Source organism: Achromobacter sp. CF-sbj1-Ac2-l, from assembly GCF_052698165.1.
Genome location: NZ_CP199855.1, coordinates 4,699,241 through 4,715,074, shown reverse-complemented (window position 1 = coordinate 4,715,074; position 15,834 = coordinate 4,699,241). Strand labels below are relative to the sequence as shown.

General features: G+C 58.8%; 15 protein-coding genes and 1 pseudogene. 9 read left to right on the top strand and 7 right to left on the bottom strand.

Going from position 1 to position 15,834, the window contains the following annotated elements:
- The first annotated feature begins 97 nt into the window (after positions 1-97).
- Positions 98-841, top strand: coding sequence for an SDR family NAD(P)-dependent oxidoreductase (locus tag ACUDCK_RS21575; protein WP_054501121.1), 744 nt, complete (start codon positions 98-100; stop codon positions 839-841).
- 257 nt (positions 842-1,098) lie between these two features.
- On the opposite strand, the gene ACUDCK_RS21570 is transcribed toward ACUDCK_RS21575, so the two are convergent.
- A complete protein-coding gene (locus ACUDCK_RS21570) occupies positions 1,099-1,998 on the bottom strand; it encodes an AraC family transcriptional regulator (protein ID WP_054501122.1) in 900 nt (299 codons plus the stop codon).
- Between the two features lie 132 nt (positions 1,999-2,130).
- Here ACUDCK_RS21570 and ACUDCK_RS21565 point away from each other — a divergent pair, with 132 nt between their 5' ends.
- The 5 genes from ACUDCK_RS21565 to ACUDCK_RS21545 are packed head-to-tail and all read left to right on the top strand — an operon-like array spanning position 2,131 to position 5,094.
- Positions 2,131-2,874 carry an SDR family NAD(P)-dependent oxidoreductase gene (locus ACUDCK_RS21565; protein WP_116792830.1) on the top strand — a complete coding sequence of 248 codons (744 nt, stop codon included), beginning with the start codon at positions 2,131-2,133 and terminating at the stop codon, positions 2,872-2,874.
- Positions 2,875-2,891: 17 nt separating this feature from the next.
- The gene (locus ACUDCK_RS21560; RefSeq protein WP_054501124.1) at positions 2,892-3,287 is read left to right on the top strand and encodes a VOC family protein; all 396 of its coding nucleotides are present in this window, start codon (positions 2,892-2,894) and stop codon (positions 3,285-3,287) included.
- Between the two features lies 1 nt (position 3,288).
- Complete coding sequence (locus ACUDCK_RS21555) at positions 3,289-4,272, top strand: saccharopine dehydrogenase family protein (protein ID WP_054501125.1); 984 nt, start codon at positions 3,289-3,291, stop codon at positions 4,270-4,272.
- Positions 4,273-4,282: 10 nt separating this feature from the next.
- A complete protein-coding gene (locus tag ACUDCK_RS21550; protein WP_054501126.1) occupies positions 4,283-4,609 on the top strand; it encodes a nuclear transport factor 2 family protein in 327 nt (108 codons plus the stop codon).
- A 14-nt stretch (positions 4,610-4,623) separates the two neighbouring features.
- Positions 4,624-5,094, top strand: a complete 471-nt coding sequence (locus ACUDCK_RS21545) for a nuclear transport factor 2 family protein (RefSeq protein WP_116792829.1) — start codon at positions 4,624-4,626, stop codon at positions 5,092-5,094.
- Between the two features lie 314 nt (positions 5,095-5,408).
- Here ACUDCK_RS21545 and ACUDCK_RS21540 read toward each other — a convergent pair.
- The 5 genes and pseudogenes from ACUDCK_RS21540 to ACUDCK_RS21520 form a co-directional block, all read right to left on the bottom strand.
- Positions 5,409-5,612: pseudogene (locus ACUDCK_RS21540) on the bottom strand (IS5/IS1182 family transposase); the annotation flags it as partial.
- 10 nt (positions 5,613-5,622) lie between these two features.
- On the bottom strand, positions 5,623-6,852 hold the full coding sequence (gene chrA / locus ACUDCK_RS21535; RefSeq protein ID WP_054501128.1) for a chromate efflux transporter: 1,230 nt from the start codon (positions 6,850-6,852) through the stop codon (positions 5,623-5,625).
- Between the two features lie 330 nt (positions 6,853-7,182).
- The gene (locus ACUDCK_RS21530; protein WP_082401826.1) at positions 7,183-8,292 is read right to left on the bottom strand and encodes a threonine aldolase family protein; all 1,110 of its coding nucleotides are present in this window, start codon (positions 8,290-8,292) and stop codon (positions 7,183-7,185) included.
- A 61-nt stretch (positions 8,293-8,353) separates the two neighbouring features.
- A complete protein-coding gene (locus tag ACUDCK_RS21525; protein ID WP_054501129.1) occupies positions 8,354-9,181 on the bottom strand; it encodes an AraC family transcriptional regulator in 828 nt (275 codons plus the stop codon).
- 41 nt (positions 9,182-9,222) lie between these two features.
- Positions 9,223-9,822 (bottom strand): TetR/AcrR family transcriptional regulator, encoded by a 600-nt coding sequence (locus ACUDCK_RS21520; RefSeq protein WP_082401827.1) that lies wholly within the window; start codon positions 9,820-9,822, stop codon positions 9,223-9,225.
- A 190-nt stretch (positions 9,823-10,012) separates the two neighbouring features.
- Here ACUDCK_RS21520 and ACUDCK_RS21515 point away from each other — a divergent pair, with 190 nt between their 5' ends.
- Positions 10,013-10,936 carry a ketopantoate reductase family protein gene (locus ACUDCK_RS21515; RefSeq protein WP_054501240.1) on the top strand — a complete coding sequence of 308 codons (924 nt, stop codon included), beginning with the start codon at positions 10,013-10,015 and terminating at the stop codon, positions 10,934-10,936.
- Between the two features lie 81 nt (positions 10,937-11,017).
- Here ACUDCK_RS21515 and ACUDCK_RS21510 read toward each other — a convergent pair whose 3' ends face one another.
- Positions 11,018-11,596 carry a TetR family transcriptional regulator gene (locus ACUDCK_RS21510; RefSeq protein ID WP_054501130.1) on the bottom strand — a complete coding sequence of 193 codons (579 nt, stop codon included), beginning with the start codon at positions 11,594-11,596 and terminating at the stop codon, positions 11,018-11,020.
- A gap of 137 nt (positions 11,597-11,733) precedes the next feature.
- Between ACUDCK_RS21510 and ACUDCK_RS21505 the strand changes: the two genes are divergently transcribed.
- Positions 11,734-13,014 carry an MFS transporter gene (locus tag ACUDCK_RS21505; RefSeq protein ID WP_054501131.1) on the top strand — a complete coding sequence of 427 codons (1,281 nt, stop codon included), beginning with the start codon at positions 11,734-11,736 and terminating at the stop codon, positions 13,012-13,014.
- A gap of 162 nt (positions 13,015-13,176) precedes the next feature.
- Positions 13,177-15,828 carry a bifunctional diguanylate cyclase/phosphodiesterase gene (locus ACUDCK_RS21500; RefSeq protein WP_054501132.1) on the top strand — a complete coding sequence of 884 codons (2,652 nt, stop codon included), beginning with the start codon at positions 13,177-13,179 and terminating at the stop codon, positions 15,826-15,828.
- The last annotated feature ends 6 nt before the right edge of the window (positions 15,829-15,834 follow it).

Sequence of the window (15,834 nt, the reverse complement as noted above, 5' to 3'; positions counted from 1 at the left end):
CTAAGGCTTGCCGGCAGGTGGGGCTAGCGTGCAGAACTCTATTGCTGTAGCGATCACTATAATCTAATATAGCGATCACTACAACGTGAGGTAAGCAATGTCGATATTGAACGGGAAAGTAGCCGTCGTGACGGGTGGTGGCAGTGGAATCGGGTTGGCGATCGCCAAGAAACTTGCGAGCGAGGGCGCCTCAATAGTGATAACCGGAAGGCGGCAAGCTGTGCTGGATGAGGCCTTGCCCTTGCTGGGCAACGATGCGGCGGCCATCGTTGCCGACGTTAGCCAGGTGTCGAGCCTCGAAGCTCTGTACGCAGAGGTGCGACGTCGCTTCGGTCGTATCGACGTTCTCGTCGCGAGTGCCGGGGGTGGCGTGCATGCGCCGCTGGGACAGATCACAGAAGCGCAAATTGACCAGCAGTTCTCGACCAACGTCAAGGGCGTGGTGCTGACGATTCAGGGAGCGCTCGGCCTTTTGGTGCCCGGTTCCAGCGTGGTGATCATTGGTTCCACCGCCTCCATCGATCCAGGGCCGACCATGAGTATCTACGGCGGTACGAAGGCGGCTGTACGCAACATGGTCCGAAGCTGGGTCGCTGAACTTAAAGGAACGGGCATCCGAATCAACATCCTGAGTCCGGGACCGACAAACACAGACTCATTACGTGAAGCCTTCGGCGAAAAGGCCGAGGAGGGGTTGGCCTTCCTCACCGCCAAAAGTCCCCTTGGGCGAATCGGTGAGCCGGACGAGATTGGCTCTGCAACAGTGTTCTTGGCCAGTGAGGCGTCGAGCTACATAAATGGTGTGGAACTGTTTGCGGACGGAGGGGCTTCCCAGACCTGATCCAAGGGATGTAAGGAATGGCTGGCGGGATGACAGTCGGCTTCTGGCCGAGGCTGTGTGAAAACTCGTGATGGACTTGTTTTCGAGGGTGTTCAAACCCTTCCCTCAACTCCGATCGTCGATCCTGAGTTGATCTGAGAGGCCAACTTCCGACATGACCCTAAGCACGGTGAGTTTTCACACAACCTCGGCCGGAAGCTGACTGTCTTCCACGACCTACTCCGCGGCATGCCTTATGCCATTTCAACCAAGGCGCTTCAGTGCGTTGAGCTAACACCTCGAATGACCTTCATGGCTTCTGCAAGGTCTTTTGATGGTGGAAGACCGAATAGTCGTGCATATTCACGACTGAACTGATTGGGGCTTTCGTAGCCAACGCCGAAAGCGACGGACGTTGCGTTGCCATGGCCCGACAATAGTTGTGATCGTGCGTGCATCAATCGGATGCGCTTTTGGTATTGCAAGGGACTCAATGCCGTCACCGCCTTGAAGTGGCGATGAAACGCCGAAACACTCAGTGTCGCCATTTCGGCTAGCGTTTCGATCTTTATCGGTTCGGAGAAGTGGCTGCGTATCCAGTTGATGGAAACGCCAATACGTGAAAGTGCCGTGTCCGGCGAGGCAATGTCTCGCAGCATCCAGCCTAGCGGCCCCTGAAGCACGCGGAACAGGATCTCCCGCTCGTAGGAGGGCGCTAGGGCCGCAATCTCGTTGGGCCGATCCATCAGCCGAAGCATGCGAACCCAGGCATCAAGAAGTTCGCCATTGACGGGCGCCACGGAGAATCCGGAGCCGAAAAGTGTTCTGCAAATCTCTAGCGGCAAGTCGCGGATCAGCGCCGAGAGGATGACTGGGTCCAGAGTCAGGCTGACGGCAAGATATGGTTCGCCGGTAGCCGCAGGATGAACGGAACCGACTGCCGGCAGGCCGACGGACATTACGAAGTAGGTCGCCGGGTCGTAGTGGTAAGTGCGTTCACCTACCGTCATCGTCTTGGACCCGGTCAAGATCAGATTGATCATGGGGTCGTAGACGGCAGCAAGCTGGTGCTCGGGGATGTCGCCCTGGACCATGGCAACGCGTGGGATGCCGGTTTCCGTGCGTTTGTTCTCGGCGCGGCTGGCCAAGGTTCTGAGTTCTCGAAGTTGCTGTTCCATGCCCGCACGCTAGCAGAGGCAACCCTGGCGAACAAGACGAAAGCAGAAATAGGCAAGCTTCGAGCAGGATCCGGTGAGTGGATGGCAAGGCAAGTCCGTATCTTTCCAATCCATGGACGCACAGGAAAATACATGAAGATCGTGATCATCACCGGCGGCAGCCGGGGTATCGGGGCCAGCACGGCCATGGCTTGCGCCAAGCGGGGCATGGCCGTACTCATCACCTACCACCGCAACCCGGAAATGGCGCACCGCGTCGTCCAGGCCATTGCCGACATGGGGGGCACGGCGCTTGCTTTGGCGCTGGATGTGGGCAAGAGCGGCTCGTTCGCCGAGTTTTCGCGCACGGTGTCTGCGCAGATTGAGGCCGCGTGGGGCAGGAAAACGTTCGACCACCTGGTCAACAACGCTGGCTACGGCCTGTACGCGCCGATCACGGACGTGACCGAGGAACAGTTCGATGGGCTGTTCAGCGTGCATCTGAAAGGGCCGTTCTTCCTGACCCAGGCCCTGGTTCCGCTCATGGAAGACGGCGGCCACATCGTCAACATCACCAGCGCGACCAGCCGTGTCGCCACGGCAGGCGTCGCGCCCTATGCCGCCTTCAAGGGCGGTCTGGAGGTCCTGACGCGCTACATGGCGACGGAGTTCGGCCCGCGCCGGATCAGGGCGAACTCGATCGCGCCGGGCGCCATACGCACCGACCTCGGCGGCGGATTGAACGACGAGTTCGAGGCCATGCTGGCAGGCCAGACGGCGTTGGGCCGGGTGGGCGAGCCGGAAGAGGTGGGCAGTGTCGTCGCCAGCCTGCTGTCGGACGAGAACCGTTGGATCAACGCCCAGAACATCGAAGTGGCCGGCGGCTACATCATTTGAACCCAGGAGAGGACACGATGCTCGATCACGTTTTTCTTTCTGTCAGCGACATTGATCGCTCGATCGCCTTTTACGAGAAGGCGCTTGCCCCTCTGGGGATCTCCCATGCCGTGGACTACGACGGCAGCCAAGGTCCTGTCGGCCACCCGGACCTAAAGGGCTTTGGCGCGAACCGCCGCGTGTTCTTCTGGCTGCGTGTCGGTCCGGTGGAGGGCCGCGCTGCCCACGTCGGCTTCGTGGCCAATGGTCAGCGCGAGGTTGACGCGGCCTATGCGGCGGCCATGGCCGCAGGCGCCTCTTCCATTCATCCGCCTGGGCCGCAGGTTCACTACGACCCTCGTTACTATGCCGCGCAGGTGCGCGACCCTGACGGCTACAGCCTGGAGTTTGTCTACAAGTCATGGCAGCACTGAAATGAAGAAGCTGATGATTTACGGGGCCACGGGCTACACCGGCCGCATGGTGGCGGAAAGCGCCGTGGCGGCTGGCACGCCGCTTATTCTGGCGGGGCGCAACAGCAGCAGGCTCTCGGCGCTCGCCGCAAACCTGGGCGCGGAGTCGCGCGTGTTCGCGCGGGATGACGCTGCCCTGATCGACGGATCTCTGGCCGGCGTTGGCGTGGTGCTCAATTGCGCGGGGCCATTTGCGCAAACCGCGGATGCCCTGATGCATGCCGCCATTCGTAACGGCGTTCACTATCTTGACGTGGCGGCGGAGCTTGATGGCTATCGCTTGGCCGAGGCGCTTGACGCGGAGGCTCGGGCCGCAGGGGTCATGCTGTTGCCGGGCAGTGGAGGCAGCGTTGCCATGCTCGGTTGCCTTGCTGGGCATGCCGTGGCAAGAACGAAGCGTTCTGCGCGTATTCGGCTGGCCATGTGTGTGTCGGGTGGCCTGTCTCGAGGCTCGGCCATCAGCGCGATGACAAGCGTCACCGCCGAAACGCTGGCGCGCGTCGACGGCAAACTGGTCGCACGACCCGCGGGCTCGCTTTGCCAGCTTGATTTTGGCAAAGGCGGCGTGGACTGCTTTCAGGTGACCTTGCCCGATCTCATCACGATATGGCGGTCGACGCGAGTCCCGGACATCGAGACGTTCGTCCATGTGGCGGGTGGCGGATTTGCGCAAGGCGATCCGTCGACCCTGCCTGACGGACCTGGCAAGGAGGAGCGGGCGGCCAATCGTTACCAGGCCGTCGCCGAGGTCACCAATGCGGACGGCGAGGTGTTTCGATCGATTCTGGACACGGTCAACGGTTACTCGTTCACGGCTATCGCCGCCGCCGAGGCGGGCAGACGCGTCTTGACGGGCGAGGCCCGCCCGGGGTTTCTGACCCCAGCCTTGCTGTTCGGGATCGGCTTTGCCGAGACGATCGCCGACACCACCATCGTTGATCGATAAGGAGCCATCCATGCAGACGCGGGTCGAATCCGTCATTCGATGCCTCAATGCTTTTGATGTCGACGCGGTGCTCGCCCAGTTCACGCCCGACGCCGTCATCGATGATGTTTCGGTTGGCGATGAGTTTGTCGGCGCCGACGGTATTCGTCGCTATGTTGAACAGTTCTTCGTCGCTTATCACACCGCCAGCAGGCTTCTGTCGATCAAGCGGCTGGACAATCGTAATGCCGTCGTTCGCCTCGATTTCTCGGGCGACTTCGGCCACGAGATAGGGGTGCTGCAAATTTCGGTCGGCGCTGACGGCCTGATAGAACGCATCGATGCCGATCTCGAATAGCCAAGACAATATTCATGACCCTATCTCGTTCACTCGCCAATGACACCGCAGATCGGCTTGCCATCGTCGACGATCTTCATCGTTTCGCCGCTGGTATTGACCTTCGCGACAAGGCGCTTCTGGCGTCATCGCTTGCCGAAAGTGCCGTATCTGATTTCCGCCCAGCGGCCGCAAAAGCCGGATTCGATTATCCGGTCCTCAAAGGCAGGGACGTTATTGTGGCCGCGCTGACCGGCGCGCTGGCAGCGCTGGACACGACGCACTCTGTCACCAACCCTCGAATCACTATTGATGGAGATAGGGCGCGCCTTGACGCCCTGGTGGAAGCGCAGCACGTCGCTCGGGATGATCACACACGTCATTTTTTGATGAAGAACCGCTATGACGTCGAGTTGGAAAGATGCGGCGACGTCTGGGTGATCACGTGCAGCTCGGTTGACAACGTCTGGCGTGTCGGAGATCCAGGAGTGCTGTCCGTCGCGTAGACGGTGGTGATGCCGTGCAGGGAGGCATGACCTGTCAGAAGATCTAAGATCTTTATGTTGTGTGGAACTCGGGCGTTTGCGCACTTTGTCGCGGCGGGGGAGGTCATACCGCCATGATTGCCTTGTTTTCTTTCAACGTCCGCTACTGGCCGAGGCTGTGTGAAAACTCCTCTCACCCTAACAACCACAGCGAATTGACCTGAACCGCATCAACTTGGACGGTCTTCACTTCGATTTTTCGACCCGAGACTCCCTGACGGCCGTTTGGGCGGCGCGGATACGATATGAAGTGCGTAATTGGCCACATGAAGGGCTCAGCCGCCCAGCGCCAGCACCGCTTTCATGGTCTGCTGGTAGCCCAGGATTTGCATGAGCCGGTTGAGGTTATAGGCCAGTACATTCAAGCTCGTGCTCACATTGCCCAAGCGACGAGTCAGGAAGTGCGTATAGCCCATCCAATGCGTGAACGTGCCGAACACATGTTCCACCTTGCGCCGCCGCACCATCATCGCATCTGGCATTCGGAATTCAGATGCCCATCGCCATGACCCAGCCTGCTAAGCCGGCCAGCAGCACCACGAGCGCCGGCGGCGCGCGCCCCACTGTGAGCAATCCGAACGAGAGCAACGCCAGCCTAAAGTCCGCCTTGCCGTGGATGGCACTTGTCCAAACCGGGTCGTATAGAGCCGACACTAGGATGCCAACCACACCGGCATTGATGCCCGCCATGGTTGTCTGAATACCCGCGCGGTGGCGAAGCGCCGCCCAGAATGGCAGTGCGCCGACCAGCATGAGGAAGGCCGGGAGGAATATCGTGCTCAGCAGAGCAAGACCACCAATCCAGCCATGTAGCGGGCCGTGGGCTACCGCGCCAAGATAGGCGGAAAAAGTGAACAGTGGTCCTGGCACGGCCTGCGCTGCGCCATAGCCAGCCAGGAAGTCGGCGTTGCTGACGATGCCGCTGGGCACCACGGTGGCTTGCAGCAACGGCAGCACCACGTGCCCACCGCCGAAGACCAGCGCACCGGAGCGGTATACCCCTTGCAGCAGCGCAATCGTGGACGATCCCGAGCCTGCTGCCCATAGGGGCAGCGCGACTAGCGGTGTGGCAAACAGCAGCAGCGCGGCAACGCCTAGTTTGCGCGAGACAGGGTAACTGTGGGCGTGGCCCCCGCCAGGATGTGAAGTTTTCAGCGTCCACCAGCCTAGCAGTCCCGCCAAAATGATCGCGGCGATCTGTCCCGCTGCAGAGGGCAGGGTTATGGTCAGCATTGCCGCCAAAATGGCTAGGGCTGCCCGTGGTCGGTCGGGGCATAACGACTTGGCCATACCCCACACAGCCTGCGCTACGATGGCCACGGCGACTACCTTGAGACCATGCACCCACCCGGACTGGGCCAGCCCTTGATATTCGGCGATGCCGAAGGCAAACAGGATGAGCGCGATGGCCGATGGCAAGGTAAACCCCGCCCACGCCGCCAGCAACCCCAACCAGCCGGCGCGGCCCAGCCCAAGCGCCATTCCCACCTGGCTGCTGGCGGGACCCGGTAGAAACTGGCACAAGGCGACCAGGTCGGAATAGCTTCGGTCATCCAGCCAACGGCGGCGCTCTACAAACTCCGAACGGAAATAGCCAAGATGCGCGATTGGCCCGCCGAAGGAGGTCAATCCCAGTTTTAGGAAGGCGCTGAAGACTTCAACGGGTGAGTCGCGCGCAGCTACAGCTTCTTGTTGTACGGTGTTGGCGGAGCCTGTCATTTGTGCATTGCCTCCCCGATGAACTCCCGGATGCGTTCCTTCGCCAGCGCCAAGCCTTCCTTGGCCTTGGGTGTAATCGTGTAGAGCTTTCGCACGGTGCGTCCTTCGCGCTCCCGGCGCGAAATTTCCACCGGGCTTCGAAGTTGATCGACGGGACGAGGTGTATGAACTGATCGGGCCCGTAGACCCCCAACACCGCGTTACCGTCGATGCCACCTTTACGAAGTCCCGTGACCACTTTGGCTGCCGCAATGGTTGCACCACTCATGATGTCGGCGATTTGTCCTGCTGGACTTGCCGCCGAATCGACCTGTGTCATGGCCTGTGGCTTCAGTGGGCACATGATCCTGGTGAACGACGCGCCTCCCTTTTCGCCGAGATAGCTTTCACCGCGTTCAACGTCGCTTCAATATCAGATGAGGTCACGTCCAGATGTGTCACCGCACGGATGGCGCCACGCACCTTGCCCATACGTACACCAAGCCCCTCCAAGTCTTGTAGGAACACGTCTTGCGAAATTCCCAGGCCACTTGGATCAAAATAGACCATGTTGGTTTCGGGGTTTGGCGTCATTACGTCAATCCCTTCAATTTGCGTAAGCCCTTCTGCAAGGCGGCTTGCATTGAGGTGGTCTTCAGCTAATCGTTCCACGTGATGGTTCAGCGCATGCAGACACCCAGCCGCAGCAATGCCGGCCTGGCGCATGGCGCCAGCGAACACATGCTTGTACCTGCGCGCTTCTGCAATAAAGCCTTTGGTACCAGCCAGCACAGCGCCGATCGGTGCGCCCAGACCTTTGGTGAAATCGATCCAGACGCTGTCCACTTGCGAAGCAAATGAGGTGGCTGATACGCCAGTGGCCACGCATGCATTTAGCAAGCGGGCGCCATCCATATGGACGGCCAACCGTTTCTCTTTGGCAAAGTCCGCGATTGCAGTCAACTCGTCGAGTGACCACACGGCGCCACCCGCGAAATTGTGCGTTTGTTCCACGCAGATCAGCCGAGGCGGCGGGCCGTATGGCGGCGATACGGTAGCGAGTCTGTTCAACGCATTCTGGGCGTCGACAGGGGTGAAGATCCCTCGCTCAGTAACGATCGGCTCAACCAGAACACCAGAGCTGAGTGCGACCCCGGCTGATTCCGCGCGAATGATGTGAGCCATCCAGTCGGCGATCACCCCATCTGCCGGCCGGGTGTGTACCTTGACGGCAACAAAGTTGCACATTGTTCCCCCAGGAAACCAGAGCGCCGCTTCTTTGCCTAGAAGCTCCGCCACTCTGTCCTGAAGACGGTTAACGGTCGGATCTTCTCCGCGTTGTTCATCGCCAACCTCAGCATTGGCAATAGCGATTCTCATCGCCGCGGTTGGCTGACTTTCCGTATCGCTGACCAGGGGGATGAGTCTTCTTTTCTGGCTGGGTTGCAAAGTAGTTGGCATATGCGCTCCTATGCCAGATAGATTGCCGGCGATCAGCCGCTAGATCTTGTACGTTTCTTACCTATCGTACGCACAATGCCTTGGCAAAAACACCTGGCGTGATGCCGGTAAGCCTCTTGAAGTGCCTGTGAAAATGGCTTTGGTCAGTGAAGCCACATTCGGCAGCGACGGTGGCCAGAGGCAATCCGGCTTTGATCAATCGTTTCGCATGCTCCACCCTCAGCGCCACTAAGTAGGCATGAGGTGCTATCCCTGTCTGTTCACTGAAAGCGCGAATCACCTGGGTCTCCGAAACTCCAGCCTGGTACGCGAGGTCTCGAATGCTGACAGACTCCGTGAACAGCGCATGTAGCATGTCCTTCACGATTCCGACGGTTCTTGGAAGGTGAAGCGCCCGCGCTTCAGGGGCACCAGAATGCCGCGCGAAGAATCTACGCAAGAAAACAAGGGTTCGCGACTCACGTTCGAGCAAGTCCCCGAACTGATTCGACAGTTGATGGAGCAAGAGAAACTCGCCGAACAGTTCCGAATCAGCGATGACGTGGGCATTGAGTTCCGGCGCCGGCTTCTCGCAGGCCTGAAGGTCGTCGCGCAGGGCGCACGACACCAAGCTGGGTGTGGGGTAGAACATGCGGTACTGCCAGCCGCCCTCTGTACCAGGAGCCCCCTCATGAACTTCGCCGGGATTGATTGCGCAGAGGGTGCCTTCATGCATCATTTCCGCCTGTCCGCGGCGCGTGCTGAATCTTTGGGCTCCTCGCTCGATGACTCCGATTGCGAACGTTTCGTGTAGATGGGCGGGAAAGGAAAAATCCAGGAAACTTGCCCGCAGAAACTCCACTGGCTCGAGCGCCTCGTCTATCCATACGTTTACTTCGTTCGAGTGCACGCGACGCTCCTCTGGTCAGGCGCAGCGGTAAGGGGCAAGCATCACTTCGTTTGAGCGCTGGCCCTCGCGGAAAATCGGCTTCGCGCGGTCTGCAAGAGTTCGTCTGATAAAGGATCGCCGCGGGTCGCGCGTGCCAGAACCATGGAGCCGACCATTAGTGAGAGCGATACGAGAGCGCTCTCGCGCTTTGCTGCAGGGTCTGCTTCAGGTTGCAACGCTGCAATGATGGACAGCAGTTGTCGAAAGCCATTCGAGAATGAGTCTCTGATGGGCTTTTCCGCCGATTCTCGTGCGACTTCTGAGGCCAATGCGGCCAATGGGCAACCTTTCGAGGGTTCGGCGCAGTTTGTCTCGCTGAGGTACGACAAAGCTATTAACGATAGCGCGTCGGATGAGGAATGGGCGGACTCGACCCGCTTTTGCCATCGCTCAGCGACCTCATCAAAAGCTAGCTGGCACGCTCGAGCAACCATCTCATCCTTGGACGAGAAGTTCTTGTAGAAACTCCCGGTCGTCAGCCCGGCTGCGGACATCACCTCAGCGACGCCGACGCCGAGACCACGCGCTCGAAGCAGCGCAGCCGCGCAGTGGTCGATCAGCTCGCGATTTCGCTCAGTTTCTGCACGTGAGACGCGCGGCATGAGGTTGCTCCAAGTAAAGACATAAATTTTGCCATGGCTTCACAAGCAGCTTGAGAAACGCCAAGCCTTGCATCGCAACCATGGTGCGGTCTGCAAATGTAGATTGACTACAGAATAGATCATGATAATAATCTATTATAACGGGTGTCCTGGTCGCGCCATCTGCGACGTGTTTATAAGGTTGACAACGATGAATGTGCTCGTCTTGGGGGCTGGAGCCATGGGCTCGCATTACGGCGTGAAGCTGATGAGGGCAGGCGCCGACGTGACCTTTCTTGTGCGCAAGAAAAGGGCAGCATCGCTTCGCGCTACGGGCCTTCGCATCGAAAGCGAAGTACAGAGTTATGCGGGTCCTGTTGACATCGTCGAGGATGGTGTCTCTTTGCACAGGGCCGACCTCATCTTGCTGACCTGCAAAGCGTTTGATCTGCCTGGCGCCATGACGGCGATTGCTCCTGCCGTCGGAGAAAAAACGGCTATCTTGCCCCTGCTCAATGGGCTCGGACCTTACCGTGAACTCGATGCCATGTTTGGGCGGGACCGAGTTCTGGGTGGAGTCGCCTACGTTGCTCTTTCTCTGCGAGAGGATGGGGTAGTGCAACAGCTTGGCACGTCAGATCGGCTTTTCATTGGTGCTCGAACGCCCGCGCTTCGGTCAGCCGCTGAAGACACGCTGGCGTTGCTCGCGAAAAGCCCGGGCGAATGTGTTCTCAGTGACCAAATCGACCAGCAACTTTGGAACAAATGGGTCATGCTCTGCGCTGGTGCGGCTGTGACCAGCCTGATGCGGAGCAGCATTGGCGAGATCCTCGGTACGACCTATGGTCGCAATGTAGTGCAGGCTGCCCTGGACGAGTGCCTTGCAGTCGCGCGCCTGGAAGGCTTTGAGTTGCAGCGCGACGCGATCGCGCAAATCGAAGGTATGCTCTTGAACCCATCTTCCATCTGGATGGCGTCGATGGCGCGTGATATCGAGGCCGGGGTCGCCCGATTGGAAGCGGATTCCATCGTGGGCGATATGGTGGCCAGGGGCATGCTGCATGGCCTCGCCTGTCCGACGCTCCAGACGGCTTTCACGCATCTACAAGCCTACCTCGACAGACAGCAACGTTGAGCGCGTGGCGCGAATCGCAGTACTGCATCCACCACACGCTTAAGCGAATCGGCCCGTCCATACTTTACGCCTGGTCGAGCCTCATTCCTTACCCAGCGGGGCGAGCATTGCGCGAACCTGCGAGAGCACTTCATCTGCCAGTTTTCTGTCGGCCTTCAGAACGCCTCGCGAAATGGCCATTGCGCCCACGAGCGCTGCAACTACGGTTGTCGCGGTGGCTTCGCGGTCGATCGAATTTTGGCCGGTCGGAAGCGCTGCGCGGATTCCATCGCGGAGTTCAACAAACGCGTCGGTGAAGCTACCGCTCATCGCCTCTCCCTGGCGTGCAGCATCACATGCAGTGGATACGAATGGGCATCCTTTGGTCATGTCGTCTCGAACGTGCGGCGCCAGGTAGTTCTTCAAGTATGAGTCATAGGTGCGTGACTCCTTGGGCCCCATCGCGCGATCATGAGTGATCCGGAACGTGTAAGAGAAGGCATTCGCCGCAAGTTCCTGCTTATCTGCAAAGTGCTTGTATAGCGCACCCTGGGTGAGTCCGGCTCGAGCACAGATATCGGCCACGCCGACGCCGTCAATTCCGTGCTCCTTGAAGAGCATGCCGGCGGCTGCGAGCAGTGCCTCCCGATTCTCCAAAGCCTGTTGCTTGGACACTTTCATAGCACTGATCCTCGTTGACATTTAATGATAGTGATCGCTATCATTGCGAACTTATCTATTGTTTTCCGCTTGTAAGCATATCCCTGCCCTGCGCCGCGCCAGAGCAGATCAGTCCTCGACTTCCGGATGTCAACGAAATGCTAGCAGCCCGCTTCGCCCTGTTCCTGCAACGTCGAGGTATCCATTATGCATGGGTGGTCGCTGCGGTCACTTTCATGGTGATGCTTGTGACGTCTGCCGCTCTTGGTCTGCCTGGCGCATTAATGCAACCGTTGTCCCAGGAGTTTGGCTGGAGTACGTCGGAGCTATCCTCGATTTTCGCTACGCGCTTCGCGCTGTACGGCTTGCTGGGACCCTTTGCTGCAGTGGTATTGATGCGATACGGCGTCTCCCGCGTCGTTTCATTCGCATCCGCGATGATTGGCTGCTCTTTGCTATTGGGTGTATCCATCCGAACGCTGGGTCAGGCATTTGCACTTTGGGGCTTTGCGCTCGGCTTGGGGACAGGCCTCACAGCTATGGTGCTCGGCGCGATTGTGGCGAATCGCTGGTTCGTGCAGCGTAAAGGACTGGTGTTGGGACTTCTGGCCGGCAGCAGCGCCACCGGTCAATTGGTCTTCTTGCCGCTGATCGCATGGTTGATCGAGCAGCACGGATGGCGTTGGGCACTGGCACCGGTTATCGCTGCGTCGGCCGTAGTCTTCGTCCTTGTTGTGCTCTTCATGCGGGATAGTCCCGCCGTTTTGGGAATACAAGCTTACGGAAGCGCGAAGGATGCTCCGCCTCCGGCCCCGGCTCCTCGCGCTGACTGGAGGCTGCCGTTCCGTACGCTGGCAATGGCATCGCGCGTTCCGACATTCTGGGTTCTTGCAGGAACCTTCTTCATCTGTGGCCTAAGCACGAACGGCCTCATTCAAACCCACTTCATCTCCCTGTGTGGGGATCGCGGGATGGGCGCGATCCCCGCAGCATCTGTCCTGTCAATGATGGGCGTCTTTGACCTGATTGGAACTACGCTGTCAGGGTATCTCTCTGATCGTTTTGACAATCGAAAATTGCTCTTCTGGTACTACGGACTGCGCGGTCTTTCTCTGTTCTGGCTTCCGCATTCCGAGTTCACGCTAGTGGGCCTGTCTCTCTTCGCTGCGTTCTATGGACTCGACTGGATTGCCACCGTTCCTCCTACCGTGAAACTGGCGGCGGCTAGATTCGGGCCGGAGCAAGCAAGTCTGGTATTTGGATGGGTCTTCGCCGCACACCAACTTGGCGCTGCAGCTGCGGCCTACAGCGCGGGTCTGTCACGCTCGATCCTAGCGTCCTATACGCCGGCGCTGTTTGCCGCGGGAGCGGCTTGCCTTATCGCTGCGATCGCCATCCTTCTGATTCGACCTCGGCGTCCGGAGGCGAGGGGCTGTTAAGACTCGAAATATATTTTCGCGGCATAACGCGCGATTTGCGCACCGGACTTATAGCAAAGGGCCCTTCGAACTTCTTGGGGAGAATCTCTCGCCAAGGCTCACGTTGCGAGGGGAACTTCCGCAGGCAAGAGTTGGGCAAGACAAGAACCCAAACAGCGTGTCATGAGCACACTAAAATTTTCGCGCCAAGACCGAAACGAATGGTTGGCGCTTGCGTCGATTGTCTTTATCGGCATTGGGCTCAGCGTGTATGCCGTGCTTTCAGAGCGCAGCTACGTTTTGAACACTGAACTTAGCAGGCTGGAAGCGCAGGCCCGAACGGTTGAAGAGAACGTGCGCCACCAGTGGTTGGGCGTGCGTAACGCTCTTGAAAGCCTGCGCAGTTCGTACCTCGCTTTCGGGTCGAAGGGAAGCGTCCTGGCAATGGAGGCGATGCGCCGTGCCATGCCCGGAGTTCGAGCTCTCATGATCTTGGACGGGTCAGGGAAAATCATTCAGTCAAGCGACGAACTAGAGGATGAAAACCTGGACGATCGGGGCTTTCTGCAGGACATAGCAGCGATGAAGAACCCGGACGTCGTGTATGTTTCTCGCCCATATGAGTACACGCCGGGTGTCTCGAACATCAAGCTCTCGATGAGGCTCGACGCGCCACCCGGAGAAGTTGCTGGTGTCGTGAGCGCGATTCTATACCCGGCCTACTTCGACGTGGTTATGCGTTCCGTCACGTACGCCTCTGACATGTGGAGCGCCATCAGGCAGCGTGCAGGAGCGGTCGTACTGTTTGTGCCGCCTGCAAACGCGTCAACCTTCAAGCCACTGGAAACGCTACCGCTCCCTGATCCGGGAAGGATGGTGTTCGAAAGGGACATCAGTGCACCGCTAGCTCATCTAGACAAAGAGCTCGTCGTGACCGTCAGTCGGAGTTTAGCGGAAGTCAATCGACCCTGGCTGCGGTTGGCCGAGGGGCTTGGCGCCGTGTGGGTCGCTATCCTATTTCTCGCTGGCATAAGCCTCGCCATCATTCAGGGCAAGCGTTCAGCATTGGCCACCCTGTCAGCCATACGCGACCAAGAGCGAGCGGAAAGCGCTGAGCGTATGGAACTCGCGCTCGATGGTGCTCGGGTAGGGTTATGGGATCAATCGTTTCCCAGTGAACGAATGTCGGTGGACGAACGTGCTGCGCAGATCGTAGGAGCCAAGGCTTCGCGGGGATCATCCGGCAAGAGCTGGCGCAGCGAAGTTCACCCGGACGACATCGATAAGGTCGCTGTGGCACTTGAGAGGCATCTCGCGGGCGAGTCGCAGTATTACGAGTCAGAACATAGGCTGCGCCACCGTGATGGACATTGGGTTTGGGTCCAAGTCCGCGGGAAGGTGGTCGAGAGAACATGTGAAGGTAGCCCTCTGCGCATGGTTGGTACCCGCGCGGACATCAGTGAGAGCAAGCGGCATGAAAGTGAGATTCAGCGCTTGGCTTTTTTCGATGGATTGACGGGCCTACCCAATCGAAGACTGTTCATGGATCGTGTCAGGCGCGCTGTCGATGCATGTCGTCGAGATGGCGAGTGTGGTGCCTTGATGTTTCTCGACCTCGACAATTTCAAGGACCTCAACGATACGCTAGGCCATGACAAGGGCGATAGGTTGCTGACTCATGTTGCGACGCGGCTCAACGAGGCTACGCGCTCGACTGATACGGTGGCGCGGCTTGGCGGAGACGAGTTTGTGGTGCTGCTGGACGGGCTCAGTCAAAGCCCGTCGGTGGCCAGCAGGCAAGCGGAGCAGGTTGGGCGCAACATCCTGGAAAAACTCTCGTCCCCGTGTGTCCTTGATGGACACGAGCTATTCAGCACCGCCAGCGTTGGGATCGCAGTGTTCGACGCAGAAGCGGAGAGCGTTGAAGCCGTGATGAAGCACGCTGACTTGGCGATGTACCAAGCCAAAGCTGCCGGACGAAACACGCTTAGGCTCTTTACGCCCCAGATGCACTCCATTGCGGCCGAAAGTATCGAGCTCGAACGCGATTTGCGCGGTGCGCTCGGCCGTGAGGAGATGCTGGTGCACTACCACGCTATCGTGGATGCGCACCGAGGAATTACAGGGGTGGAAGCGCTGGTTCGCTGGCGTCATCCGGAGCGTGGGACCGTCTCGCCAGCCGAGTTCATACCTCTGGCCGAGAAATCAGGCTTGATACTTCAGATCGGAACGTGGGTTCTTGAGCGGGCCTGTGGGCAGCTTTACCAGTGGGGGGGCAGCGCTGCTACGAGCCATCTGACAGTTTCGGTCAACATTTCCGCAAGGCAAATACGGCAAGCTGATTTCGTGGCGCAAGTGAAGTCGGTTCTGGCTAGAACCGGGGCTAACCCTGAGTTGCTGCGGCTTGAGCTTACCGAGAGCATGTTCCTGAGTGATGCCGACGACGTAATCGAAAAAATGACCGCTCTCACGTCGTTGGGGGTGCGCTTTTCGCTAGACGACTTCGGTACTGGCTATTCGTCCCTCAGTTACCTCAAGAGACTGCCGCTGCATCAACTCAAGATTGATCAGTCGTTTATTCGGCAAGCACTCACTCATATCAGTGACGCCACGATAGTTACGGCGATTGTGAAATTGGCACACAGCCTGAACCTATGCGTCGTCGCCGAGGGTGTTGAAACCGAAGCGCAGCACGCTTTCCTGATGGAGAGCAGTTGCGATGGATTCCAGGGTTTTCTATATGCGATGCCAGGCCCCGCCGAGCAAATCTCTCGTTGGGTCAGTGGGGGCCAAGGGGCGAGTAGTCCGCCGAGCCCGATCTCTAGCGGATGTTGACGTCAT